Annotated in this window: 25 protein-coding genes and 1 pseudogene; 10 read left to right on the top strand and 16 right to left on the bottom strand. The window is 67.3% G+C overall.

The features are described 5' to 3' along the window. Positions 1–93 precede the first annotated feature (93 nt). Together C1931_RS12880 and C1931_RS12875 are read right to left on the bottom strand one after the other, a co-directional pair. Positions 94–510, bottom strand: coding sequence for an energy transducer TonB (locus tag C1931_RS12880; protein ID WP_108756639.1), 417 nt, complete (start codon positions 508–510; stop codon positions 94–96). After that, on the bottom strand, positions 510–857 hold the full coding sequence (locus C1931_RS12875; protein ID WP_108750085.1) for a 4a-hydroxytetrahydrobiopterin dehydratase: 348 nt from the start codon (positions 855–857) through the stop codon (positions 510–512). Before C1931_RS12875 ends, C1931_RS12880 begins: the two co-directional genes overlap by 1 nt. Before the next feature lie 90 nt (positions 858–947). Here C1931_RS12875 and C1931_RS12870 point away from each other — a divergent pair, with 90 nt between their 5' ends. Together C1931_RS12870 and C1931_RS12865 are read left to right on the top strand one after the other, a co-directional pair. Beyond that, entirely contained in the window at positions 948–1,547 is a 600-nt protein-coding gene (locus C1931_RS12870) for an NfuA family Fe-S biogenesis protein (RefSeq protein ID WP_108753590.1), read from the top strand. A 10-nt stretch (positions 1,548–1,557) separates the two neighbouring features. Beyond that, a complete protein-coding gene (locus tag C1931_RS12865) occupies positions 1,558–3,336 on the top strand; it encodes a hypothetical protein (RefSeq protein WP_108756638.1) in 1,779 nt (592 codons plus the stop codon). Positions 3,337–3,466: 130 nt separating this feature from the next. On the opposite strand, the gene C1931_RS12860 is transcribed toward C1931_RS12865, so the two are convergent. Together C1931_RS12860 and C1931_RS12855 are read right to left on the bottom strand one after the other, a co-directional pair. After that, on the bottom strand, positions 3,467–3,880 hold the full coding sequence (locus C1931_RS12860) for a barstar family protein (protein ID WP_108756637.1): 414 nt from the start codon (positions 3,878–3,880) through the stop codon (positions 3,467–3,469). Beyond that, entirely contained in the window at positions 3,877–4,326 is a 450-nt protein-coding gene (locus C1931_RS12855) for a ribonuclease domain-containing protein (protein ID WP_108756636.1), read from the bottom strand. The genes C1931_RS12860 and C1931_RS12855 overlap by 4 nt, the downstream gene beginning before the upstream one ends. 222 nt (positions 4,327–4,548) lie before the next feature. Between C1931_RS12855 and C1931_RS12850 the strand changes: the two genes are divergently transcribed. Next, positions 4,549–5,160 (top strand): superoxide dismutase, encoded by a 612-nt coding sequence (locus C1931_RS12850; RefSeq protein ID WP_108750080.1) that lies wholly within the window; start codon positions 4,549–4,551, stop codon positions 5,158–5,160. A gap of 141 nt (positions 5,161–5,301) precedes the next feature. Here C1931_RS12850 and C1931_RS12845 read toward each other — a convergent pair whose 3' ends face one another. Continuing rightward, positions 5,302–6,150: an endonuclease/exonuclease/phosphatase family protein gene (locus tag C1931_RS12845; protein ID WP_108756635.1), complete on the bottom strand. Its 849-nt coding sequence runs from the start codon at positions 6,148–6,150 to the stop codon at positions 5,302–5,304. A 162-nt stretch (positions 6,151–6,312) separates the two neighbouring features. Between C1931_RS12845 and C1931_RS12840 the strand changes: the two genes are divergently transcribed. Then, positions 6,313–7,878, top strand: a complete 1,566-nt coding sequence (locus C1931_RS12840) for an oligopeptide:H+ symporter (RefSeq protein WP_108756634.1) — start codon at positions 6,313–6,315, stop codon at positions 7,876–7,878. A 12-nt stretch (positions 7,879–7,890) separates the two neighbouring features. Then, positions 7,891–8,514 (top strand): rhomboid family intramembrane serine protease, encoded by a 624-nt coding sequence (locus C1931_RS12835; protein WP_108750077.1) that lies wholly within the window; start codon positions 7,891–7,893, stop codon positions 8,512–8,514. 49 nt (positions 8,515–8,563) lie between these two features. Here C1931_RS12835 and C1931_RS20425 read toward each other — a convergent pair whose 3' ends face one another. Next, a complete protein-coding gene (locus tag C1931_RS20425; RefSeq protein WP_199911963.1) occupies positions 8,564–8,725 on the bottom strand; it encodes a hypothetical protein in 162 nt (53 codons plus the stop codon). A 210-nt stretch (positions 8,726–8,935) separates the two neighbouring features. Here C1931_RS20425 and C1931_RS12830 point away from each other — a divergent pair, with 210 nt between their 5' ends. Genes C1931_RS12830 through cfa form a run of 3 tightly spaced genes read left to right on the top strand, consistent with a single transcriptional unit; the run spans position 8,936 to position 11,300 of the window. Further along, the gene (locus tag C1931_RS12830) at positions 8,936–9,238 is read left to right on the top strand and encodes a GNAT family N-acetyltransferase (protein ID WP_108750076.1); all 303 of its coding nucleotides are present in this window, start codon (positions 8,936–8,938) and stop codon (positions 9,236–9,238) included. 36 nt (positions 9,239–9,274) lie between these two features. After that, positions 9,275–10,162 (top strand): DUF3298 and DUF4163 domain-containing protein, encoded by an 888-nt coding sequence (locus C1931_RS12825; protein WP_108757758.1) that lies wholly within the window; start codon positions 9,275–9,277, stop codon positions 10,160–10,162. A 19-nt stretch (positions 10,163–10,181) separates the two neighbouring features. Beyond that, on the top strand, positions 10,182–11,300 hold the full coding sequence (gene cfa / locus C1931_RS12820) for a cyclopropane fatty acyl phospholipid synthase (RefSeq protein ID WP_108756633.1): 1,119 nt from the start codon (positions 10,182–10,184) through the stop codon (positions 11,298–11,300). A gap of 124 nt (positions 11,301–11,424) precedes the next feature. Here the strand turns inward: cfa and C1931_RS12815 are convergent, their stop codons facing one another. Next, the gene (locus C1931_RS12815; RefSeq protein ID WP_108753583.1) at positions 11,425–13,593 is read right to left on the bottom strand and encodes a M3 family metallopeptidase; all 2,169 of its coding nucleotides are present in this window, start codon (positions 13,591–13,593) and stop codon (positions 11,425–11,427) included. Positions 13,594–13,734: 141 nt separating this feature from the next. Between C1931_RS12815 and C1931_RS12810 the strand changes: the two genes are divergently transcribed. Further along, positions 13,735–14,214 carry a glutathione peroxidase gene (locus C1931_RS12810; protein ID WP_108756632.1) on the top strand — a complete coding sequence of 160 codons (480 nt, stop codon included), beginning with the start codon at positions 13,735–13,737 and terminating at the stop codon, positions 14,212–14,214. A gap of 59 nt (positions 14,215–14,273) precedes the next feature. On the opposite strand, the gene C1931_RS12805 is transcribed toward C1931_RS12810, so the two are convergent. From C1931_RS12805 to C1931_RS12780, 6 genes and pseudogenes are all read right to left on the bottom strand, one after another. Further along, the gene (locus C1931_RS12805) at positions 14,274–14,837 is read right to left on the bottom strand and encodes a TlpA disulfide reductase family protein (RefSeq protein WP_234412662.1); all 564 of its coding nucleotides are present in this window, start codon (positions 14,835–14,837) and stop codon (positions 14,274–14,276) included. Positions 14,838–14,926: 89 nt separating this feature from the next. Next, a complete protein-coding gene (locus C1931_RS12800; protein WP_108753581.1) occupies positions 14,927–15,706 on the bottom strand; it encodes a ferredoxin--NADP reductase in 780 nt (259 codons plus the stop codon). 100 nt (positions 15,707–15,806) lie between these two features. Beyond that, the gene (locus C1931_RS12795) at positions 15,807–17,660 is read right to left on the bottom strand and encodes an ABC transporter ATP-binding protein (RefSeq protein ID WP_108757756.1); all 1,854 of its coding nucleotides are present in this window, start codon (positions 17,658–17,660) and stop codon (positions 15,807–15,809) included. A gap of 154 nt (positions 17,661–17,814) precedes the next feature. Beyond that, a pseudogene (locus C1931_RS20625) lies at positions 17,815–18,000 on the bottom strand (hypothetical protein); the annotation flags it as partial. A gap of 410 nt (positions 18,001–18,410) precedes the next feature. Then, a complete protein-coding gene (locus C1931_RS12785) occupies positions 18,411–18,860 on the bottom strand; it encodes a carboxymuconolactone decarboxylase family protein (protein ID WP_108756631.1) in 450 nt (149 codons plus the stop codon). A 36-nt stretch (positions 18,861–18,896) separates the two neighbouring features. Continuing rightward, positions 18,897–19,793, bottom strand: coding sequence for an RNA polymerase sigma-70 factor (locus C1931_RS12780; RefSeq protein ID WP_108756630.1), 897 nt, complete (start codon positions 19,791–19,793; stop codon positions 18,897–18,899). Between the two features lie 160 nt (positions 19,794–19,953). Between C1931_RS12780 and C1931_RS12775 the strand changes: the two genes are divergently transcribed. Next, a complete protein-coding gene (locus tag C1931_RS12775) occupies positions 19,954–21,471 on the top strand; it encodes a fumarate hydratase (RefSeq protein ID WP_108756629.1) in 1,518 nt (505 codons plus the stop codon). Between the two features lie 358 nt (positions 21,472–21,829). Here the strand turns inward: C1931_RS12775 and arsC are convergent, their stop codons facing one another. From arsC to C1931_RS12760, 3 genes are all read right to left on the bottom strand, one after another. After that, entirely contained in the window at positions 21,830–22,171 is a 342-nt protein-coding gene (arsC, locus tag C1931_RS12770) for an arsenate reductase (glutaredoxin) (protein ID WP_108756628.1), read from the bottom strand. Next, positions 22,171–23,325 (bottom strand): phospholipase A, encoded by a 1,155-nt coding sequence (locus C1931_RS12765; RefSeq protein WP_108756627.1) that lies wholly within the window; start codon positions 23,323–23,325, stop codon positions 22,171–22,173. Before C1931_RS12765 ends, arsC begins: the two co-directional genes overlap by 1 nt. Positions 23,326–23,445: 120 nt before the next feature. After that, positions 23,446–23,931, bottom strand: a complete 486-nt coding sequence (locus C1931_RS12760; RefSeq protein ID WP_108756626.1) for a DUF456 domain-containing protein — start codon at positions 23,929–23,931, stop codon at positions 23,446–23,448. Positions 23,932–24,003 lie beyond the last annotated feature (72 nt).

Genomic DNA, 24,003 nt, shown 5'->3' with positions numbered 1-24,003 from the left:
GACGCGTTCCAGGGGGTCAGTCGACCGCCCCGGCACGGGCCGGGGCGGCAGGGGCGAGGCGGGCGTCGGCTGGCCTCGTCGCAGTCAGCGCGATCAGCCGCCGCGGCGGGCGCGCTCTTCAATGGCAAAGCACTGGTCGGGCTTGGGCTGCGGCGGGTTGAAGCTGACCGGCACCTGGATCGTGGCCGGCACCGCCGCCCCATTGCGGGTGGCGGCCTTGAACTGCCAGCCCTGCACGGCGGTGCGGGCCAGTTCGTCCAGCTGCGGGTTGCCCGCGCCGGTCAGCAGGGCCACGTCGCTGGGCTTGCCGTCGGTGCCGATCACTACCTTGAAGGTGCTGGTGCCGCCCACGCCCAGGCAGGCCAGTTCCAGCGGGTACTGCGGCGGCGGTGTCTTCACCGCGGCCACCTCGGTGGGCGGCGCGGCCGGCGCCGCCGGCGGTTCTGCGCCACCGCAGCCGGCCAGGCCGGTGGCAGCCAACAGGGATAGGGTCAGCAGTCGCACATTCATCACTTTTGCTCCGTCAGGGCCGAAGTCTTGGCCGCGCAGATGAAGTCGTTCTCGCTCAGGCCGCCCACGTCGTGGGTGGAATAGCGCACGACGGCGCGGTCGTAGTGCACGCCCAGGTCCGGGTGGTGGTCCTCGTGGTGGGCGATCCAGGCCAGCGCGTTCACGAAGGCCATGGTTTCGTAGTAGTTCTTGAAGCGGAAGGTGCGCAGCAGGGCCTGGCCGGCCTCGGCCAGCTCCCAGCCCGGCACCTGCGGCAGCAGCTCGGCCAGGCGGGCTTCGCCCAGCTTGTGGTCGCTGCCCTTTCGCGGCACGCAGTGCGCCTGTGCCAGCGGAATCAGGTCGGACATGGGTTCCTCCACCTCGTGTTGACTGAACAATGCGCCGGACAGTGTATAAATCGAATGAGCGGCCGACGCTGACTTGGCTAGAATAGCCTGATGATCCAGATCTCCGACACTGCCCAGACCCATTTCCGCAAGCTGATCGAACGTGAGGGCGTGCCCGGCATGGGCGTGCGCCTGAGCGCCGTCGATCCCGGCACCCCACGCGCCGATGCGCGCCTGGAGTTCGCCGAGCCGACCGATCTGCTGGGCGACGAATGGGCCGTGGATTGCGACGGCTTCACCCTGTACGTCGACGCCACCAGCGTCGGCTGGCTCGATGGCGCGGAAATCGACATCGTGCCCGGCACCGCCGGTACCCAGCAGCTGACCATCAAGGCGCCGCGCATCAAGGGCGAAGCGCCCGGCGAAGCGGCTTCGCTGGTGGAGCGCGTGCATTGGGTGGTGGAAAACGAGGTGAACCCGCAGCTGGCCTCGCACGGTGGCAAGGTGGCCGTGCAGGAAGTCTCGGCCGACGGCGTGGTGCTGCTGCGCTTCGGTGGCGGCTGCCAGGGCTGCGGCATGGCCGATGTCACCCTGAAGCAGGGCATTGAAAAGACCCTGATGGGCCGGGTGCCGGGCGTGACGGCGGTGCGTGACGCCACCGACCACGACAGCGGCCACGCGCCGTACATTCCCCGCGGCAACGCCGCCTGACCGGCACCGCGTGCCTCTGCCCAGGGCTGAGCAACTTGTCGATGTGCTGCTGGCACGCCAGCAGCAGCGTCTCATTCTCGAAAAGCACACCCGCCTGCCGTATGGCTGGGCGATCTGGCTGCGCTCGCTGAAACCCCTGCCTCGCCTGTTCCATGCCCGCGATGTGATTGCGGTGCTGCTGCCGCGGCCGTTGCCGGGGCGTCCGGGACGACTGCCCGCACTGTCGCCGTGGAATGCGGCGCGCCGCCTGTTCTGGCAGGACTGGGAGCCGGCGCCGCGTGACCAGCGCTGGATGCGCTGGACCTCGGCCGTGCTCAGCGCCTTGCTGCACCTGCTGTTCTTCCTGCTGCTGCTGTGGGTGGCAGTGATCCGCACCACCGAGCCCGATGCGGACGGCGCCGAAGGCGAGCGGGTGCAGATTGAATTCATCGGTGCCGGCGCGCAGGAAGGTGGTGGCGACCAGGCCGGTGCCGAAGCCGCCGCTGCCGCAGCGCCGGCCGGTTCCAGCGCTGCCAGCGGTGCGCCCGGCGGTGCTGCCACCGCACCGCAGCCGCAACCGCAGCCCGTTCCGCCCGCACCTGCAGCGCCCGCCGCAGCGGCTGCGACGAGTGCCCCGCCAGTGGCCGAGCCGGCGCCTGCGGTGGAGACCGCGCCGCCGCCCTCACCGGTGCAGGCCACCGAGGTTGCTGAGGTCACGTCCGATTTCGTGGTGCCACCAGTGACGGTGCCGCGCACCGAGGTGAGCGTGGTGCCGCGCAGTGTCACCCCCAGCGTGACCGAGCGCAGCGTGCCGCTGCTGCAGGCGCCGGCCACCCCGGCGCCCGTGGCACCGACGCAGGTGGTGGTGCAGACGCCTGCACCGCGCGATATCCAGGTGCGCGAGCGCGAAGTGGCCGTGGTGGATGCACCCGTGCTGTCGCCGCAGCCGATGCGCAGCGTGGACGTGCCGGTGTCGATGCCGCAGCGCGAAGTGCAGGTGCGCGAACGCGAAGTGCAGGCGGTGGTTGATCCGCAGGTGCGCATGGCGACCGTGGCCGGCCGCGAGCCGACCGTGCGTGCGCCACAGGGCCGTGACGTGCAGGTGCGCGAGCGTGCGGTCGCCCCGGCACCGGCTGCCGCGCCGTCGTCGGCCACCGGTAGTGGTGCTGCGCAGGCCGCGGCAGCCTCGGCCCAGAGCGCGGCGGCGCAGAGCGCGGCCAGCACGGCGGCCAATGCTGCGCCCGCTGCTGCAGCGAAACCGGCACAGGCCGGTGCGCGGCCGGCGCCGACACCGGGCAACTGGGCCACGCCGGCGCGCGGCGACGATTGGGGTGCATCCAGCCGCAACCGTGACGGTGCCACGCAGGGCAGCAGCCAGGCCAGCCGCAGTGGCCAGGGCGAGGGCTTGTTCAACGCCGACGGCAGCGTGCGCGTGCCCGGCCAGGAGGGCGCGGGCGCGGCCGAGCGCGGCGCCCCGGGCGGGGCCAATGATGGTTGGAGCAAGGAACGCATCGCCCAGTCCGGCACCTGGCTCAAGCGCCCGCCGTACGACTACACGCCCACCTCGTTCGACAAGTACTGGGTGCCGCAGGAATCACTGCTGGCCGAATGGGTGCGCAAGGGCATCAAGGCCATGGAGATTCCATTGCCTGGCACCAGCACGAAGATTTCCTGCGTGATCTCGATCCTGCAGGCCGGTGGTGGCTGCGGCCTGAGCGACCCGAACATGCAGGACCAGCCGGCCATCGCGCGACCGCCGCCGGACATTCCGTTCAAGAAAGAGCTACAGGAAGACAATGGGAGCCGCTAGCGGCTCCCGTTGTCCACGCATGTTTCCTTATCCCCGCGCCGTTGGCGCGAGCGCCGACCAAGGTCGGCCTCTACCAATGCAGAAGTAGATCCACGCCATGCGTGGATGAACCGCCGACGCGGCCTGGTCCTCACTCGCTCTGCGACAGAAACACCCAGAACGGCACATCACGCCCGACCCAGTCGCGGCAGGCTTCATCCATCACGTCCAGCAGCGTATCGAAGTCCTTGCCCGCTTCCGCGCGCAGGGTATCCACGTCGGCCAGGAACAGCGCATAGCCCGGCGCCGGCAGCCACTGCAGGTCGCGCAGGTTGTCTGAAAGGGCATCCCAGTTGCCACCGAAACCGGCGGGGAAGTCGAGCTGCGCCGACAGTCGCGCCAGCAGCGTGCGCTTGTCGGCCACGCCCTGCAGGTCGATGCGGATCACCTTCAATTGTGCATCGCGCATGGCAGCCGACAGTGCGGCGATGTCGCCGGTGTCGATGGCATAGACGCCAGCATTGTTGATGTCGTGCAGGCCGAGGCCGAAATCATCGTGGCTCATGGGCGGTCTCCGGAAGCGGGTACGGTGAAACTGCGGAACGATTCGTAGTGGTCGTCGGTGTAGTACCAGGCCTGGGCCGGGTCGCCGCCGGTAACGATGCGGCGCGCACCGCGGTTGCGGGCGCCCGGAGTGTCGACGGTGTATTCGCGGTAATAGCCACGGTCACGCGGCGGCAGCCGCTGTTCGCGGTTGCCGAAGGTGCTGCCATCCTGGCGGTGCGGGAACGGGCCGCCGCGCTGGATGAGGGCGATGGTCTGCCGCGCCTCGGCCGGCAGGAAGGCGGGCAGGGCGTCGTTGCGGGCGCTGGCCTTCGGTGCCGCCACGGCCGGTTGGCCGGCAAGGCTGGGCGCGAACTGTGGCGGCGCCGGCCGCTGCAGGAAATGGTTGGCCAGCAGGCCCAGCAACAGCAGGGCGATGGCGGTGATCAGCAGCCGGGGGTTGCGCATGGGTGGGCGGGGCAGGGAAGGTGCAGGCACTGTAGCGCCTGCGCGCTGCATCGCGCATGAGGACAGCGACAGCGTCACCGCTGCGTAACAATTGCCGGAGGGCTCACGGGCAGGACGCAATTTCCTTTACATCCCCCTTGGTAATCTGCGCGTCTGTCCCCATCATTCAACGCGCACTGCCCGGCGACACCGCCGGGTGCCCTCGCTATCAGGAGATGCATCATGGCCTACACCCTGCCCAAGCTGTCCTACGCCTACGACGCTCTGGAACCGCATATCGATGCGGCGACGATGGAAATCCATCACACCAAGCACCACCAGACCTACATCAACAACGTCAACGCAGCGCTGGAAGGCACCGAGTACGCCGACCTGCCGGTGGACGAACTGGTGAAGAAGCTGAAGTCGCTGCCGGAAAACCTGCAGGGTCCGGTGCGCAACAACGGTGGTGGCCATGCCAACCACTCGCTGTTCTGGACCGTGATGGCCCCCAACGCCGGTGGCAACCCGGTGGGCGACGTGGCCAAGGCCATCGACAAGGACCTGGGCGGCTTCGACAAGTTCAAGGATGCCTTCACCAAGGCGGCGCTGACCCGCTTCGGCAGCGGCTGGGCCTGGCTGAGCGTCACCCCGGACAAGAAGGTCGTGGTTGAAAGCACCGGCAACCAGGACAGCCCGCTGATGGAAGGCAACACGCCGATCCTGGGCCTGGACGTGTGGGAACACGCGTACTACCTGAAGTACCAGAACCGCCGTCCGGAATACATCGGCGCGTTCTTCAACGTGATCGACTGGAACGAAGTCGAGCGTCGTTACCAGGAAGCGATCGCCTGATCGCGGCACTGGAATGAAACGAAGAGGCCGGGGCAAACCCCGGCCTTTTTGTTTGCGTGCGATGGCATCCGCCGGGCATGGCCCGGCGCTACCGGGCGTCGGCGCGGCGCATCGGCATGCCCGGCCGGCAGGACGAGGCGATCATTCGCTGGACGCGGGCACACCCTGCAGGCGCAGCGTGGCCATCACCCCCAGCCGCACGCCGGGTGCTTCCCCTGCGGCCGGCAGGTCGATGGCCTGCTGGCGGATGCCGCCGAAATGTTTGACCTGGAACAGCACGTCCAAGCCGTGCCCGCTGGCACCGCCACCATTGGCGGCCGCCGTGTCCGGGCGTCCGCCGGGATTGCGCCGGGCCGGCTGGAAGCCCGGCGTGCTGCGTACCAGTTCGGTGGTGGGCGCGGCGAAGTCGCCGGCAATCAGGCTGGGCAGCCCTTCGGCGGTGGCGCCGATCCAGGCCATAAGATCGCTGGTCTGGTGCTGGCGCGCGCTGGCCTCGTCCGCTTCCGGGCGCAGGCGTGCCACATAGACATTCAACAGCGCCTCGCCCAGCCGCAGCCGCAGCATGCCCGCCGCACTGAAGGTGCCCGGCGGATGCAGCAGGGTCACCCCGTCTTCGCTCACCGGCAGCCGGGTCAGCATGGCGTTGCCGTGGCGCAGCGGCTGGCTCGGCGGGTCGGCGGTGACGAAGTCGCAGCTGTAACGAAGGCGGCTGGCCAGCCAGCACGCCGGGTTGCGGCCCTGTTCCTGCAGCACCTGCTGCACGGAAATGACATCGGGCTGCAGCTCGGTCAGCAGTTGCAGCACCTGTTCGCGCCGCTGCTTCCACTGCGCGTCGTCGCGGCTGGGCAGTTCCAGCGCCGCCACCGTCAGCTGCCGCACGTCGCTGGCCGCGCCGGGCGCCGGCGGCAGCTGCGGGCGCGCCAGGGCAGGCAGGACCAGCAGCAGCGCAAGGCTGCCGAGCAGGAAGCGGGCGGGGGCGAGGGGGCGCATAACGATAAGTTTACGCTTTCGCCGTGCAGGTGCCGTGACTTCCGGCACGGTGTGGTGCGCCTGCCATGGATTGGCGGCGCTGTCATGCAGCCCTGCAGCGTGCTTCGCGGGCGCAGGTTCCGGTAACCTTCACCCTTTCGCTTTGCAGGAATGCCTTACAGGATGAGCCACGACGCAGTCGCCCCCATCGCCGGCCAGGGAAAGATGCCGCGCCAGATTCCGTACATCATCGGCAATGAGGCCTGCGAACGGTTCAGTTTCTACGGGATGCGCAACATCCTGGTGCAGTTCCTGATCACCTCGCTGCTGCTGCAGGAACTCACTGCAGAAGGCCGCGCCGGTGAAGCCAAGGACATCATGCACAGCTTCATGATCGGCGTGTACTTCTTCCCGCTGCTCGGTGGCTGGCTGGCCGACAAGTTCTTCGGCAAGTACCACACCATCCTGTGGTTCAGCCTGGTCTACTGCGCCGGCCACCTGTGCCTGGCGCTGTTCGAGAACAGCCGCGAAGGCTTCTTCCTGGGCCTGGGCCTGATCGCGCTGGGCGCCGGTGGCATCAAGCCGCTGGTGGCCTCGTTCATGGGCGACCAGTTCGACCAGAGCAACAAGCACCTGGCCAAGATCGTCTTCGACGCCTTCTACTGGATCATCAACTTCGGCTCGCTGTTCGCCTCGCTGCTGATCCCGCTGGTGCTGAAGAACTGGGGCCCGCAGTGGGCCTTCGGTATTCCCGGCATCCTGATGTTCATCGCCACCTTCGTGTTCTGGCTGGGCCGCAAGCGCTACGTGCTGGTGCCGCTGCCGCCGAAGGATCCGCATTCGTTCGCCAACGTGGTGCGCACCGCGCTGACCGCGCGCGTGGCCGGCCGGGGCCGTCCGGGCCTGGTGATGGCCGTTGCCGGTCTGGTGCTGGCCGCTGCCTCGTTCGGCCTGGTCGGTTCGCTGGGCATCGTGATCTGCCTGTGCCTGGCGCTGGTGGCCATCCTGGCCGGCATCGGCGGCGGCACCTGGCTGCAGCTGGACCGCGCCCGCGCGCAGCATCCGGCCGAAGCCGTGGAAGGCGTGCGCGCCGTGCTGCGCGTGCTGGTCATCTTCGCCCTGACCACGCCGTTCTTCTCGCTGTTCGACCAGAAGGCCTCCACCTGGGTGCTGCAGGGCCAGCAGATGCAGATGCCGAGCTGGTTCACCGCCTCGCAGATGCAGGCACTGAACCCGCTGCTGGTGATGATCCTGATCCCGTTCAACAACCTGGTGCTGTACCCGGCGCTGCGCCGCTTCGGCTTCGAACCGACCGCGCTGCGCCGCATGACCGCCGGTATCGCCTTCAGCGGCCTGGCCTGGATCGTGGTGGGCGGCATCCAGGTGGTGATGGACGGTGGCAATGCCATGTCGATCTTCTGGCAGATGCTGCCGTATGCGCTGCTGACCTTCGGTGAAGTGCTGGTCTCGGCCACCGGCCTGGAGTTCGCCTACAGCCAGGCGCCGCAGGCCATGAAGGGCGTGGTGATGAGCTTCTGGAACCTGACCACCACCATCGGCAACCTGTGGGTGCTGCTGTCCAACGCGGCGGTGCGCAACGAGGCGGTGACCCACAAGATCGCCAGCACGGGCCTGAGCGAGGCGGCGTTCCTGATGTTCTTCTTCGCCGGCTTCGCCTTCATTGCGGCGTTCGCCTTCGGTTGGTATGCACGACGCTATCGTATGGTCGACAACTACCGCAGCGCCTGAGCCTGACCTGACATGACCCCCGTCAATCTCCTGTTGATCGCCATCACCGCCGTGCTGTCCTGGATGGCGTTCAACAACCGCAAGCTGGCTGACCGCCTGATCCTGTGGCCGCCGGCGGTGGACCGCCACCGCCAGTACGACCGCCTGGTCACCTACGGCTTCATCCATGCCGACTGGCCGCACCTGATCTTCAACATGTTCACCCTGTTCTTCTTCGGGGGATACATCGAGAGCGTGATGGTGCAGCTGACCGGCAGCTTCCTGACCTATCCCGCGTTCTACCTGGGGGCGCTGCTGGTGTCGATCCTGCCCAGCTACCTGAAGAACCAGAAGAATCCGAACTACCTCAGCCTGGGCGCGTCCGGTGCGGTGTCGGCGGTGCTGTTCGCCTACATCCTGCTGAACCCCTGGAAGATCATCCTGGTGTTCTTCATTCCCGCGCCGGCGATCGTGTATGCCGCGTTCTACGTCGGCTACAGCATCTGGATGGACAAGCGCGGCGGCGATCGCATCAACCACAGCGCGCATCTGGCGGGCGCAGCGTTCGGCATCATCTTCATGCTGGCCATGCAGCCGGCCATCTTCAGCCACTTCCTGCGCGAGCTGTCCAACCCCACCTTCAGCCTGGGCGGCTGAAGCGTGCCTGGGGTCGGATCCGCTGGATCCGACCCCGGTCTACCCGGTTTCAGGCCTGGCTGGCCTGGCCGTAGGTATCCAGCAGCCGCGAATACACTTCCTCGCCGATGCGCTGGAAGTCCTGCTCTTCGGTCTGCCCTTCCACAGCCAGCTGCAGGAGGCCTTCCAGCAGGGCGCGGTCGGTATCGGATGGGGACGGGTTGGGGTGCATGACGGGCCTCCACGGCAGAGTACGGGGACATCTTTCGCAAGGGCCGTGCCAGCGCGGCCGTACCCCTGCGAAGGGGTTAGCGGCCGCCCGCGCTGCAGCTTGAGGGGCACAAACTGACGCAGCCCGGCAGTCCTTGCCCCTGTTCAGGCTTCACGCGATCATGGCGCCCGGCTGCGCACCATCCACGCAGTCGCCGCAGGAGACAGTCCCATGGCTTCGGTCACACCCCCCGGTCTGGCCTATGAGGTCGCGCATGACCAGGCCAACCACCGTTTCACCGCCCGCGTACGCGGGCACGTGGCGGTGCTGGACTACCAGCTCAAGCGCAAGCGCATGGTGATCACCCACACCGAAGTGCCCGAGCCGATTGCCGGCCGCGGTGTTGCCGGCGAGTTGACGCGGGTGGCGCTACGCTTCGCCCGGGAGCACAAGTACAAAGTGGTGCCGGCCTGCGCCTATGCCGAGGCATTCCTGCAGCGGCACGAGGAGTTCCACGACCTGCTGGTGGGGTGATGCCGGCGGGCCACGCTTCAGCCACCGCGGGCGATGATGTACGAACATGAACAGGGGATCCCGATGAAGAACGGAAACAACCGGCCGTTGCGCGCAAGCGTGCTGGCCGGGGCAATGGGCGTGCTGCTGCTGGCCGGTTGCCAGCGCGGCGACGATGCGGCACCGGCCACCGACAGCGCACCCAGCGCGGATGCCAGCGCGCCGGCCACGGTGCAGGCGCCTGCCGCTGAAGCGCCGCTGGACCTGCGCGATGTGATCGAGAACAACGAACGCGAGGTGGTGGGAATCAGTTACCCGGCCGGCATCGACCGCTACCCGGGCCTGGCCCGCGCGCTGCAGGACTACGCGACCTCGGCACGCAGCGATCTGCAGCAGGCGCTCGATGGCCTGGGCAACGACAAGCCGACCATGCCTTACGAGCTGTCGCTGAGCTTCGAGAAAGTGCTGGAAACCCCGCAGCTGGTGGTGGTCAGTGCCGATGGCAGTCGCTACACCGGTGGCGCCCACGGCGAACCGCTGGTGGCACGCTTCGTCTGGCTGCCGCCGCAGCAGCAGATGCTGAGCGCCGACAAGCTGGTGGCCGACAGCAAGGGCTGGAAGGCGGTCAGTGATTTCGTCGCCGACCAGCTGCGCGAGCGCGTGGCCACGCGCCTGAGCGGCGAAGACATGGAACCGGCCGAACTGCAGGAATCGCTGCGCAATGCCTCGCGCATGATTGCCGAGGGCACCGGCCCGCAGGCCGACAACTTCAGCCAGTTCCAGCCGCTGACCGATGATAAGGGCCAGATCACCGCCCTGCGGTTCGTGTTCCCGCCCTACCAGGTGGGGCCGTATTCGGATGGCACGCAGACCGCTGATGTGCCGGCCGCCGTGCTGCTGCCGCACGTGGCCAAGGACTACGTGGAGCTGTTCGCCCGCGGTTGACCGCCCAGCAGGAGGTGTCGTGGATACAGGGTTGCAGGAGCGGGTGACCGGCCTGCTCCACGAAGCCGGGGTCCGCATTGGCGGCACCCAGCCACAGGACATCCAGGTACATGACCCGCGCTTCTTCGCGCGGGTCATGGGCCAGGGCTCGCTCGGCCTGGGCGAAAGCTACATGGATGGCTGGTGGGACGCCAACGTGCTGGATGAATTCCTGGTGCAGCTGATGCAGGCGCACCTGGATGAGCGCGTGCACGGCTGGCGCGAAGTGGCCGATGCCTTGAAAGCGCGCCTGTTCAACCTGCAGGCCGGGCAGGGCAGCTACGAGGTGGGCCGGCGCCATTACGACCTGGGCAACGATCTCTACCAGGCCATGCTGGGCCAGTACATGGTCTACAGCTGTGGCTACTGGCGCAACGCGGTGGACCTGGATGCGGCGCAGGAGGCCAAGCTGGATCTGGTCTGCCGCAAGCTGGGCCTGCGCCCGGGCCAGCGGGTGCTGGACATCGGCTGCGGCTGGGGCGAAGCATTGAAGTACGCTGCCGAGCGCTACGGCGTCAGCGGTGTGGGCGTGACCATTTCCCAGGAGCAGGCTGCGTTCGCCCGTGAGCGCTGTGCCGGGTTGCCGATCGAGATCCGCCTGCAGGATTACCGCGAACTGGACGAACCGTTCGATGCGATTTTCTCGATCGGCATGTTCGAACACGTGGGCGACAAGAATTACGGCAGTTTCTTCGAGGTGGCACGGCGCTGCCTGTCGCCACGTGGCCTGCTGCTGCTGCACACCATCGGCAGCAACGTTTCCCGCCACCGCACCGACCCGTGGATCGCCCGCTACATCTTTCCCAACTCGATGCTGCCCTCGGCGGTGCAGATCAGCCGCGCGTTCGAAGGGCAGTTCGTGCTGGAGGACTGGCACAACTTCGGCACCGACTACGACCTGACGCTGCAGGCGTGGCGGCGGAATGTCGAAGCGGCCTGGCCGACCCTGGACGCGCAGCGCTACGACGAGCGCTTCCGCCGCATGTGGCGGTTCTACCTGGCCGGTTCGATGGCCAGCTTCCGCTGCCGCCATGCGCAGCTGTGGCAGCTGGTGCTGTCGCCCGAGGGCGTGCCGGGTGGATACGTCGCGCCGCGTTGAGGGCGGGCATGGGGTCGAGGCATAGGGTCAGAGCCCTTTCCTGCGGAAAGGGATCTGACCCCGGCCAACAAAAAAACCGCCCGGTTTCCCGGGCGGTTTTCGTTTCACGCTACCAGGCGGGCGATCAGTTGCCGGCGCCGGTCAGGCCACGCTTTTCCAGCAGCGGTTCGATCTGCGGCTCGTGGCCGGCGAAATCGCGGAACAGCTGCATGGCATCCACGCTGCCGCCCTTGGACAGCAGGGTGGCGCGGAAGTGGTCGCCATTCTTGCGGCTCAGGCCGCCGTTGTCGCGGAACCACTTCTGGGTGTTGGCGTCCAGCACTTCCGACCAGATGTAGGCGTAGTAGCCGGCCGAGTAGCCACCCATGATGTGGCTGAAGTACGGGGTCTTGTAGCGCGGCGGCACCGGCGCGTAGTAGATGCCGTCCTTTTCCAGGGCCGCACGTTCGAAGGCCATCACGTCCTTGGCCGCCGGCACCTGGTCAGCGCCGATCTGGTGCCAGCGCTGGTCCAGCATGGCCGCACCCAGGTATTCGGTGGTGGCAAAGCCCTGGTTGAACTTGGCCGCGGCCAGCACCTTGTCCAGCAGCGCCTGCGGCATGGCCGAACCGTTCTGGTAGTGCTTGGCGTAGTTCTTCAGGATGGCCGGGTTGTCCGACCACATCTCGTTCACCTGCGAGGGGAACTCGACGAAGTCACGCGGCACCGCGGTGCCCGAGAAGTACGGGTACTTCACGTTGGAGAACATGCCGTGCAGGGCGTGGCCGAACTCGTGGAAGGTGGTGGTCACTTCATCCCAGGTCAGCAGCGTCGGCTGGCCGGCCGGCGGCTTGGGGATGTTCAGGTGGTTGGCCACCACCGGCTTGAAGCCGGTCAGCTCGGACTGCGAAACGTAGGAGTTCATCCACGCACCGCCACGCTTGGAAGCGCGCGCGTACGGGTCGAAGATGAAGATCGCCAGCTGGCTGCCATCGGCATCGAACACGTCGTAGACGGTCACGTCATCGTGGTAGACCGGCAGGTCGGTGCGCTGCTTGAAGGTCAGGCCAAATTCCTGGTTGGCGGCGAAGAACACGCCGTTTTCCAGCACGTTCTTCATTTCGAAGTACGGCTTCAGCTGCGACTCGTCGAAGTTGTACTTGGCCTGGCGCACCTTCTCGCTGTAGAACGCCCAGTCCCACGGTTCCAGAGCGAAGGTCGGCTTGCCGGCGGCCTTCTGTTCCTTGTCGATCATCGCCTGCAGGTCGGCGGCTTCGCGCTTGGCGTTGGCCACCGCGGCCGGGGCCAGCTTGCCCAGCATGGCGTTGACCGCTTCGGGGGTCTTGGCGGTCTGGTTGGTCAGGTTGTAGGCGGCGAAGTTGGCAAAGCCCATCAGCTTGGCCTTGTCGGCACGCAGCTGCATGATGCGCGAGACCAGCGCGGTGTTGTCGAACTCACCGCCACGGCTGCCACGGCTGATCGACGCTTCGTAGATCTTCTGGCGCAGTGCACGGTTGGCCAGGTTGGTCAGCGGCGGCTGGCCGGTGGTGTTGAGCAGGGTGATCACGTACTTGCCGTCCAGGCCACGGGCCTTGGCGGCTTCGGCAGCGGCGGCGATCTGTTCCTGCGACAGCCCGTCCAGTTCCTTCACGTCGTTGACCGTGATCGCCGAAGCATTCACTTCCGACTGCACGTTCTGGCTGAACTTGGTGCCCAGGTTGGCCAGCTCGGCATTCATCTTCTTCAGCGTGGCCTTGTCGGCCTCGGACAGCTTGGCGCCGGCGCGCACGTAGTTGTCGTAGTACTTCTCGACCAGGCGCACGCCTTCGGCATCCAGGCCCAGCTGGGTGCGGGTGTCATACAGCGCCTGGATGCGCGCGAACAGCTTGCCGTTCAGGGCGATCGCATCGCTGTGTGCGGCGAACTTCGCCGAGTAGTCGGCCTGCAGCTTCTTGCGTGCGTCGTTGGTGTCGGCGCCGACCAGGCTGAAGAACACGGTGGTCGCACGGTCCAGCACGTCACCGCTCTTTTCCAGGGCGATGATGGTGTTGTCGAAGGTCGGCTTGGCCTTGTTGTTGGCAATCGCCTCCACTTCCTTCAGTTGCTGCGCCATGCCGGCGTCGAAGGCCGGGGCGAAGTCGCTGTCCTTGATCTTGTCGAACTGCGGGAAGTGCAGCGGCAGCGGGCTGTCGGCGAAGAACGGGTTGGCCTGCTGGGCGTTGGCGGCAGCCGCCGGGGTGGCAGCGCTGGCCGAATAGGCGGGCAGGGCAAGGCCGAGGGTCATGGCCACGGCAAGGGCAAGGCGGGTGGTCAAGGCGTAACTCCGGTAAGACAGACAAGGGCCCGAGCGTAACCTGCGCAGCGGGCTGGGCACTTGTGTCGAAAGGCATGGACGCCGCCCGCGCGGGGTGGCCCGCTGCGATTACCATGGGGGTTTCCCGCCCGGAACGCTGCCATGGCCACCGCCTTCGACTTCACCTTCGTAGACCTGGACGGCCAGCCGCAGGCCCTGGCCCAGTACGCCGGTCGCCCGCTGCTGCTGGTGAACGTGGCCAGCCGCTGCGGCTTCACCCCGCAGTACACCGGGCTGGAGCAGCTGTGGCAGGACTACCGCGAGCGGGGTCTGGTGGTGGTCGGCTTCCCCTGCAACCAGTTCGGCGCGCAGGAGCCGGGCGATGCAGCGCAGATCCGCCAGTTCTGCTCGCTGGATTACCCGGTCAGCTTCCCGCTGTCGCAGAAGATCGAGGTCAATGGCGAAGGAGCCGACCCGCTGTGGGCGTGGCTGTCGCAGCAGAAGCGCGGGCTGCTGGGCAGCGCGCGCATCAAGTGGAACTTCAGCAAGTTCCTGGTCGATCGGCAGGGCAACGTGGTGGACCGCTTCGCGCCCACCACCAAGCCCGAGCAGCTGCGTGGGGCCATCGAAGCGCTGCTGTAACCGCCCACGCCCCGGGGTAGCGCCGGGTCATGCCCGGCGTTGCGCGCGCTTGCCGCCGCTCAGTTGGCTGCCGCGCCCGCCTGCGATGGGCGATTGCGCACGTCTTCGGGCAGCGCAGCGATGATTTCCTCGAGGATGCCCGGCAGGCTCGCTTCGCTGTAGCCGCGATGGGCATGGGCGACCTGTCCATCGCGACCGATGATGAACATGTGTGGCACCGCGGCGATGCCGTACTGCTCGGCCAAGGCGCCACGCGGATCGTGCAGGTAGTCCAGCTTCGGCCAGTCGCGGTGGCGCACCAGCCGGTTGACGTCGTTGCGCGGCTCGCCCCAGTTGATCGCGTAGACCTTCATCGCGTCTTCGCCGACGACCTTCTGCAGGTGCGCCAGGATCGGCAGTTCCTTGCGGCAGGGCCCGCACCAGGACGCCCAGAAGGTCACGATGACCACCTTGCCGCGTTGGTCGGCCAGGTTGACCGGCTTGCCCTGGCGGTCGTTGCCCAGCGCCTGTGGCGGCACCTCACCGGGGGCGGGCGATGCGGCCAGGGCCGGAACGGCCATGACCGCAAGCGCGGCCGCACATACCCACGCCCGCACCGACTGCGGGAACCGCTTGTTCGTCATCCTTGAGCCCCTGTTCGGACCGACGGCCCGTGCAGCGCAGACGATGCCGGGAAGGCAGCGTCCACGCAAGGGGCAGGGCAGGGCAGGACTTACTTTTCGACGAACGCGCGCTCGAACACGTAGTGGCCCGGCTGGCCGATGCGCGGCGAGACCTGGAAGCCGCGTGCATCGAGCACTGCGCGCAGGTCGGCCAGCATCTGCGGGCTGCCGCAGATCATCGCGCGGTCGTTTTCCGGGTTCAGTTCCGGCAGGCCCAGGGTGCGCTGCATCTCGCCGCTTTCCATCAGCGAGGTCAGGCGGCCCTGGTTGGCGAACGGTTCGCGGGTCACGGCCGGGTAGTACAGCAGCTTGTCGCCGATCATTTCGCCCAGGAACTCGTGCTCACGCAGTTCCTTTTCGAAGTAATCGCGGTAGGCCAGGTCCTTTTCGTAGCGCACGCCGTGGCACAGGATCACCTTGTCGAAGCGCTCGTAGGTTTCCGGGTCCTTGATGACTGACAGCCACGGCGCCATGCCGGTGCCGGTGCCCAGCAGGTACAGGTTCTTGCCCGGGTGCAGGTCGCTGATCAGCAGGGTGCCGGTGGGCTTCTTGCCAACCAGCACCTTGTCGCCCGGCTTGATGTGCTGCAGGCGTGAGGTCAGCGGGCCGTCCTGCACCTTGATGCTGAAGAACTCCAGATGCTCTTCCCAGTTCGCGCTGGCGATGGAATAGGCGCGCAGCAGCGGCCGCGCCTCGGTTTCCAGGCCGATCATCACGAACTGGCCGTTCTCGAAACGGAAACCGCTGTCGCGGGTCAGGGTGAAGCTGAAGTAGGCGTCGGTCCAGTGGCGGACCTCAAGCACCGTTTCGGCGCCGAAAGCAGAAGACATGGGGGTAGTCGGGGCATGGTTTCGTCCCCTCCATTCTACCCCAAATGAGAGAAGTTCTCATTGGCCGGAACGAGAGGCGTTCTCAGGCCGCCGGCACGGTTCAGCGATAGCCCGCCGCCTGCAGTTCGAACAGCTCGGCATAGCGCCCGCCCTGGGCCATCAGTTCGGCGTGGGTGCCGCTGGCCTCCAGCCGACCTTCGGCCAGCACCAGGATGCGATCGGCCATGCGCACCGAAGAGAAACGGTGCGAAATAAGCACCGCGGTGCGCTGCTCGGCCAGCTCGCGGAAGCGCTGGAACACTTCGAACTCGGCGCGGGCATCCAGTGCCGCGGTGGGCTCGTCCAGGATCATCACCTGCGCATCGCGCATCCATGCGCGGGCGATGGCGATCTTCTGCCACTGCCCCCCGGACAGGTCCACGCCCTGCTTGAAGCGCCGCCCGATCAGCTGTTCGTAGCCACCGGGCAGGGCATCGATCACCTCTTCGGCCATGCCGCGGCGTGCCGCATCTGCAATGCGCGCCTGGTCGGCCATGGCCTCCACCTGGCCCACGCCGATGTTCTCGGCGGCGGTCAGGTTGTAGCGCACGAAATCCTGGAAGATCACGCCCAGGTTGGCGCGCAGGTCGTCCAGGTCGTAGTCGCGCAGGTCGCGCCCGTCCAGCAGGATGCGGCCTTCATCCGGCTCGTACAGGCGTGCCAGCAGCTTCACCAGGGTGGTCTTGCCGGCGCCGTTCTCGCCCACCAGGGCCAGTACTTCGCCGGCGTGCAGCTGGAAGTCCAGGTGGCGTACGGCCCACTGCTCGGCATCGGGGTAGCGGAAGCCCACGTTCTCGAACACGAATCCCTGCTGGATCGGGCGCGGCACGGCCACGGCGTTGTCGTGCGAATGGATTTCCGGCTGGATCTGGAAGAACGAATACAGATCGTCCAGGTACAGCGCCTGGCTGGCCACCTGCGAGAACCCGATCAGCAGTCCTTCCAGCAGCTGGCGCAGGCGCAGGAAACTGCCGGCCAGGAAGGTCAGGTCACCGATGCTGAAATCCCCGCGCACGGTGCGCCAGGCGATGTAGGCGTAGGCGGTGTAGTAGCCCAGCGTGCCCAGCGCCGCCAGCAGCGTGCCCCAGAACGCGCGGCGCCGCGCCAGCGAACGGTTGGCCAGGAACAGCGCCGCCGACAGCCGTCGGTAGCGCTCCACCAGGAAACGGTGCAGGTTGAAGATCTTTACTTCCTTGGCCGTTTCCACGCTGGCGCCGAGCTGGCGCAGGTAGTCCAGCTGGCGGCGCTCAGGCGTCCACAGGAAGTTGAGGCTGTAGCCGGCCGCGTTGAAGTGCGATTCACCGATGAAGGCGGGCACCAGGGCCAGCGCCAGCAGCACGATCAGCCACGGCGCGTAGACCAGCAGGCCCACGGCCAGGCTGACCACGGTGATCGCATCCTGCACCTGGCCGAACAACTGGCTCATCAGGTTCATCCGGCCCATGGTCTGGCGCCGGGCGCGGTCCAGTTTGTCCTGCAGGTCGGGGTCTTCGAAGTCTTCCAGGTCCAGCGTGGCAGCATGTTCCATCAAGCGCACGCTGGTGGCGTTGGCGAACAGTTCCGACAGCAGCGCGTCGGCGTAGCTGACCAGCCGCCCCAGCAGGTCCGAGGCGATGGCCAGGCCGAATTCCAGCGCCAGCAATCCCAGCAGCGGGTTCAACAGGCCGCTGGACAGCGCTTCGTTCAACGGCGGGAAGCCGGCACCGTGCTGGCTCAGGTGCAGGGCGGTATCGATGATCAGCTTGCCCACGTACAGCATCGCCACCGGCAGCAGGGCGCGGATGATGCGCAGGCCAAGGCTGGCCAGGGTCAATGCCGGGCTGGTCTGCCATACCTGGCGCAGGAACGGCGGCAGGTTGCGCATGGCCTTGAAGCGCTGGCGCAGGCTGGGTTTCTTTTCGTTGGCAGCAGGCATGCCGCCATTGTGCGCGCGCACGGCGTGCAGATGGGGTCAGATGGGGTCAGATCCCTTTGCAGCGCAAAGGGCTCTGACCCCGCCACCGCACCTCGGGGTCAGAGCCCTTCGCCATGCGAAGGGATCCGACCCCATCTGAGCTCTCACATCCACGATCGATGATCAGCTTGCCCACGTACAGCATCGCCACCGGCAGCAGGGCGCGGATGATGCGCAGGCCAAGGCTGGCCAGGGTCAATGCCGGGCTGGTCTGCCATACCTGGCGCAGGAACGGCGGCAGGTTGCGCATGGCCTTGAAGCGCTGGCGCAGGCTGGGTTTCTTTTCGTTGGCAGCAGGCATGCCGCCATTGTGCGCGCGCACGGCGTGCAGATGGGGTCAGATGGGGTCAGATCCCTTTGCAGCGCAAAGGGCTCTGACCCCGCCACCGCACCTCGGGGTCAGAGCCCTTCGCCATGCGAGGGGATCCGACCCCATCTGAGCCCGCACATCCACGCATGAGGTGGACCCATCGTGTCGACCAAGGTCGACACCTACCAACAGCAGCGGGACATCTGTCGACGGCGGGGCGGGCCAGGTCGCAGGGGCGTGAGCCGCATGGATGCGGCGACCGAGCTTACATGGACGTACGTGCAGCGTCCCCTGCGACCTGACCCGCCCCGCCATCCCACAGAGCCCCAGCTGTTGACGTTGCTCTTGCTCTGGCCGTTGCCTCTGCGGGTGCCGGGCGCAGCCCGGCCAGGCAACCCCCCTTACGGCAGCGGCGGCAGCAGGCCGGCGCCCAGCCGGTTCCAGGCATTGATCACCGCAATGCCCATGCTCAGGTCGCTGATGCCCTTCTCATCGAAGTGCGGGGCCAGCGCATCGAACGCGACCTGCGACGGTGCGCCATCGGTCAGCCGGGTCAGCGCCTCGGCCCAGCCCAGCGCAGCGCGTTCGCGGGCATCGAAGAAGCGGCTTTCGTGCCACGCGGGCAGGGTGTCCAGCTTGCGTGGCTCGATGCCGCCCTTGCGCAGCGCAGTGCCGTGCATGTCCATGCAGTAACCACAGCCATTGAGCTGGGACACGCGCAGGAACACCAGTTCCATCAACGTCGGGTCGATCGAGCTGTCATGCACCGCCTTGCTGGTGGCCAGCAGGCCCTTGAAGGCCTCGGCGGCCAGGCGGGTGTAGGGAACGCGGGGAGAGGCGTGGTCGGACATGTTCGGCTCCACGGCGGCCACGATGGCCGCCTTTCACTACCAGGACGCCGCCGCGTCCGCCGCCGTGACAACCGCCGGCAATTTTTCCGGATTCAGCACGCTGTAGACCTCGGCGATGCGCCCGTCCACCACCTGCACCGTGGTGACCGAATGCAGGCGCTGGCCATCGAAGCGCAGGATCGCCGGTTCGCCGTTCACATAGCCCAGCTGCGCGGTGTGGCCCAGGCCGCGCTGGGCAATGGCCCAGAACAGCCGACCGATGCGCTCGGCGCCCAGCAGCGGCCGGATCGCGGCGGTCACCACGCCGCCGCCATCGGAGACCAGGCGCGCGTTGGCATGCAGCAGGGCCTGCACGGCCTGGCTGTCGCCCTGCTGGGTGGCGTGCATGAAGCGCGCCAGCAGTTCGCGGTGCTGGCTGGCATCGGCGTTGAAGCGCGGGCGCCCGGCCTGCAGACGCTGCCGGGCCCGATGCACCAGCTGGCGGCAGTTGGCCTGGCTGTGGCCGATCAGCTCGGCGATCTCGGCATAGTCGTGGTCGAACACTTCCTTCAGCAGGAACGCGGCGCGCTCTTCCGGTCCCAACTGTTCCAGCAGGGTCAGGAAGGCCACCGACACATCGTCGGCCAGCGCGTGGCGTTGCGCCGGGCCAGGGGCCGGGTCGGGTTCCAGGCTGATCGCCAGCGGTTCGGCCAGCCACGGGCCCACGTAGTGCGCGCGCTCGCGCCGGGCCGCGCGCAGGCGGTCCAGGCCCAGTCGCGTGGTCGCGGTCACCAGCCACGCCTCGGCATCGCGCACGCTGGCCGGGTCGGCGCCGGACCAGCGCAGCCAGGCGTCCTGGACGACATCCTCGGCGTCGGCGCGGCTGCCCAGCAGGCGGTAGGCCAGCGCCATCAGGCGCGGGCGGTGGGTCTGGAAGGTCGATTCAGCGTTCATGTTGGCAAGGACGCCAGAGAGGGCGGGGGCGTGACAAGGGGGGCGGGGTCAGAGCCCTTTCCGCCGGAAAGGGATCTGGCCCCTGCGAATCTACGCGCAGTCGGCGGAGGGGGTAAAATGGGCGGATTACCCCCGCCAGCCTTGAGCAAGCGAGCAAGCCGTGACATCGATCAAGCAGGAAGACCTCATCCAGTCCATCGCCGACGCGCTGCAGTACATCTCGTACTACCACCCGGTCGACTACATCAAGAACCTCGCCGCTGCCTACGAGCGCGAAGAGTCGCCGGCCGCGAAGGAAGCGATGGCCCAGATCCTGATCAATTCGCGGATGTGCGCCGAAGGCCACCGTCCGATCTGCCAGGACACCGGCATCGTCACCGTGTTCCTGGAAATCGGCATGGACGTGCGTTGGGACGACGCCACCATGGGCGTGGAAGACATGGCCAATGAAGGCGTGCGCCGCGCCTATCTGCACCCGGACAACAAGCTGCGCGCCTCGGTGCTGGCCGATCCGGCCGGCAAGCGCATCAACACCAACGACAACACCCCGGGCGTGGTGAACGTGAAGGTGGTGCCGGGCAACACGGTCGATGTGATCGTGGCCGCCAAGGGCGGTGGTTCGGAAGCCAAGACCAAGTTCGCCATGCTCAACCCGTCCGACTCCATCGTCGACTGGGTGCTGAAGACCGTGCCGACCATGGGCGCTGGCTGGTGCCCGCCGGGCATGCTCGGCATCGGCATTGGCGGCACCGCCGAAAAGGCAATGCTGCTGGCCAAGGAAGCGCTGATGGAGCCGATCGACATCACCGAGCTGCAGGCCCGTGGTGCATCCAACCGCATCGAAGAGCTGCGCCTGGGACTGTACGAAAAGGTCAATGCGCTGGGCATCGGCGCGCAGGGCCTGGGCGGCCTGACCACCGTGCTGGACATCAAGATCAACGATTACCCGACCCACGCGGCCAACCTGCCGGTGGCGATGATCCCGAACTGCGCGGCCACCCGCCATGCGCACTTCACCCTGGATGGCAGCGGCCCGGTGATGCTGGACCCGCCGTCGCTGGAAGACTGGCCGAAGCTGACCTACGACGCGTCCAAGGGCACCCGCGTGGACCTGGACACGATCACCCCCGAAGACGTGGCCAACTGGAAGCCGGGCCAGACCCTGCTGCTCAACGGCAAGCTGCTGACCGGCCGCGACGCCGCGCACAAGCGCATGGTCGACATGCTCAACAAGGGTGAGGAACTGCCGGTCGACCTGAAGGGTCGCTTCATCTACTACGTGGGCCCGGTCGATCCGGTGCGCGACGAAGTGGTGGGCCCGGCCGGCCCGACCACCGCCACCCGCATGGACAAGTTCACCGAGCAGGTGCTGGCGCAGACCGGCCTGCTGGGCATGGTCGGCAAGGCCGAGCGCGGCCCGGCCGCCATCGAGGCAATCAAGAAGCACAAGTCGGCCTACCTGATGGCCGTCGGTGGTTCGGCCTACCTGGTGTCCAAGGCGATCAAGGCGGCCAAGGTGGTCGGTTTCGCCGATCTGGGCATGGAAGCGATCTACGAATTCACCGTGCAGGACATGCCGGTGACCGTGGCAGTCGATTCCACCGGCGAATCGGTGCACAAGACCGGCCCGCGCGAATGGCAGGCCCGCATCGGCAAGATTCCGGTGGTGGTCGAGTAATCCGCAACGGAACCACGGAGAACGGCGTCGCAGGGCGCCGTTTTTCGTTGGCGGGCCATGATCGCCCGCGACACGACGGGGTAGAGTCGACTGTCAGTCGACTATCGCGCGCAGCGCGGGGTTTTCGTGGCCTGCGCGAAGGGCAGTCGACTGACAGTCGACTCTACCGAGCGGGTTTGATCGACCGGTGGCGGTCCCGGGGTCAGATCCCCGAAGGGGCTCTGACCCCAGGGCCAAGCGCAGGGCCAGCCGAGCATGGCTCGGCTCTACCGGGGCGGGTGGCCGCGCGTAGCGCGGGATTTTCGTGGCCTGGGCGAACAGCAGTCGACTGACAGTCGACTCTACCAAGGCGGGTGGCTTACAACAGCTCCAGCACGGTTTCCGGCGGTCGGCACAGCCGCGTGCCCTTGGGCGTGCGCACCACCGGCCGATTGATCAGGCGCGGGTGTTCGGCCATCGCGGCCAACAGCGCGGCGTCATCCGCATCGGCCAGGCCCAGTTCGGCGAACTGCGCCTCCTTGCTGCGCACCAGCTCAGCGGCGCTCAGGCCGGATTCGGCCAGCACCGCACGCAGGGTCGCGATGTCAGGCGGGGTGCCCAGGTAATCCACCACCACCGGTTCGATGCCGGCCTCGCGGATCAAGGCCAGGGCCCCGCGCGAATTGCTGCACGCCGGGTTGTGCCAGATCGTCACGGTCATCAGAACCACTCCAGCAGCGACACGCCAACGCCCACGTAGGTGGCCTTGTGGTTGTAGTCGATCAGGCTTTCGCCGTAGCCGTCGAAGATCTGCACGTGGCCGCGCAGCAGGTTGCTGATCGGGAAGCCGTAATCGAGCTGCAGCGCGCCGTGCGAGCGGTCGCCGGTGCGCAGCGAATGGCGTGCCATCAGCGAGACCTCGTGGCCGTTGCGGTTCCAGATCAGCGTGGCATCGCCACGGCCCATGTAGTCTTCGATGTCCGGGTTGTTGTCGTCGCTGCGTGTTTCCGGAATGCGGTACCAGGGCCGCAGTACCAGCGCCCAGTTTTCGCGGTCCAGGCCGATGTTGAGCATCACCCGGTTCCAGCTGCGCGACAGCGGGTCGGCGCGGCCGTTGGACTGGTGGTTCAGGCTGATGCCGGTCATGCGCCCGCGCCAGCCGCCGATCGAATAGCCATTGCGGAACACCATCATCACTTCCGGCTCGTAGTTCGTTTCGCGGAAGGGGCGGGAATTCTCGGCGTTGTAGGCCTGCCAGCGCGAGCTCTGGGTATAGCCGGCCCAGATATCACCGTTGTCGCCGAACAGGTTCTCGGCGATCTTGGTCTTGAAGCTGATCTGGAACTTCAGCTCGGTGCTGTCCAGCACCTGCGGCGTGGTCACGCTGTTGGCCGGGTTCGGCGACTGCGGCATCTGGTTCTTGTCGCTGGTCCAGAACGCGGGCAGCAGGTACACCGGCTTATAGGCGCGCAGCTGGAACGGGCCCAGCTTGGAGTCTTCGGCCAGTTCCCAGCGGCTGTCCAGCAGCGAGCCACGGCCGGCGTTGGCCAGCGCGCTGTCATCCGGGGCAGGGCGGAAGATGTCACCCACGCGGGCGCGCAGGTTCTCTTCACCCTGGCTCAGGCGTGCGGCGCGGCGTTGTTCGCGCAGCGTCTGTGCGGCCTGCTGGGCGGCCGCATCGGCGGCGGCGGTGGCCTCGGCACTGCGGCCGAACAGCCGGTCGTAGCAGGCCAGGCGGGCGGCGTCGGTGTCGATGGCCGCGCAACCGGCCGGTGTGGTGGTGGCGGTCGGCACGATCTCCTGCGCGGCCACGGGTGCGGCGGCCAGGGCCAGCGCCAGCGGAGCAAGGCGGGGGAGCAGAGCGGGGAGGGTCATTGCAGCAGGCCCTTCAAAATGAATACGGTGGATGCACAGTGTGGCGGCTGCCCGCACCTGCGGCCAGCCCCTTCGGTTTATGCCCGGCACCGGCGTGCGTGGGGTGTGAAGACGGGGGCGTCAGAAGAACCACGCAAAGGCGAACAGCCCCAGCATGGCGATGACCAGCGCCAGCTTCAGTGCCAGCCCCAGCAGGATGCCCAGCCAGGTGGCCAGGCCCACCTTGGTGGAGCGGCCCAGCTCGCGGCTGTGCCAGTACTCGCCCAGCAGGGCGCCCACCAGCGGCCCGGCGAACAGGCCGATGGGCATGAAGAACAGGCCCACGATGCTGCCCACGAAGGTGCCCCACAGCGCCTTGCGGCTGGCGCCGACCCGTTGCGCACCCACCACCGTGGCCAACACGTCGACCAGCAGCGACAGCACGGTCAATACGGCCAGGATCACCAGCGTGGGCCAGCCCACATGCGCGAAACCGTCAGCCCAGGCCGCCAGCAGCAGGCCCAGGAACACCAGCGGCACCCCCGGAAGGGCCGGCAGCACGATGCCGGCCAGGCCGACCAGGACAGAAATGACCGCTAGCAGATACAAGATGAATGAGAGGTCCATGCTGTTCCGTATGGTTGGCTTTTTGGGGTTGACAGTGAAAGATTTTGCCAGTTGCTTTTTCGTTTTGGTCGG

It is taken from the genome of Stenotrophomonas sp. YAU14A_MKIMI4_1 (assembly GCF_003086855.1).
Lineage (GTDB): Bacteria > Pseudomonadota > Gammaproteobacteria > Xanthomonadales > Xanthomonadaceae > Stenotrophomonas.
Note: the sequence above shows the minus strand (reverse complement) of the source record. Positions and strands in the feature narration are given on the sequence as shown.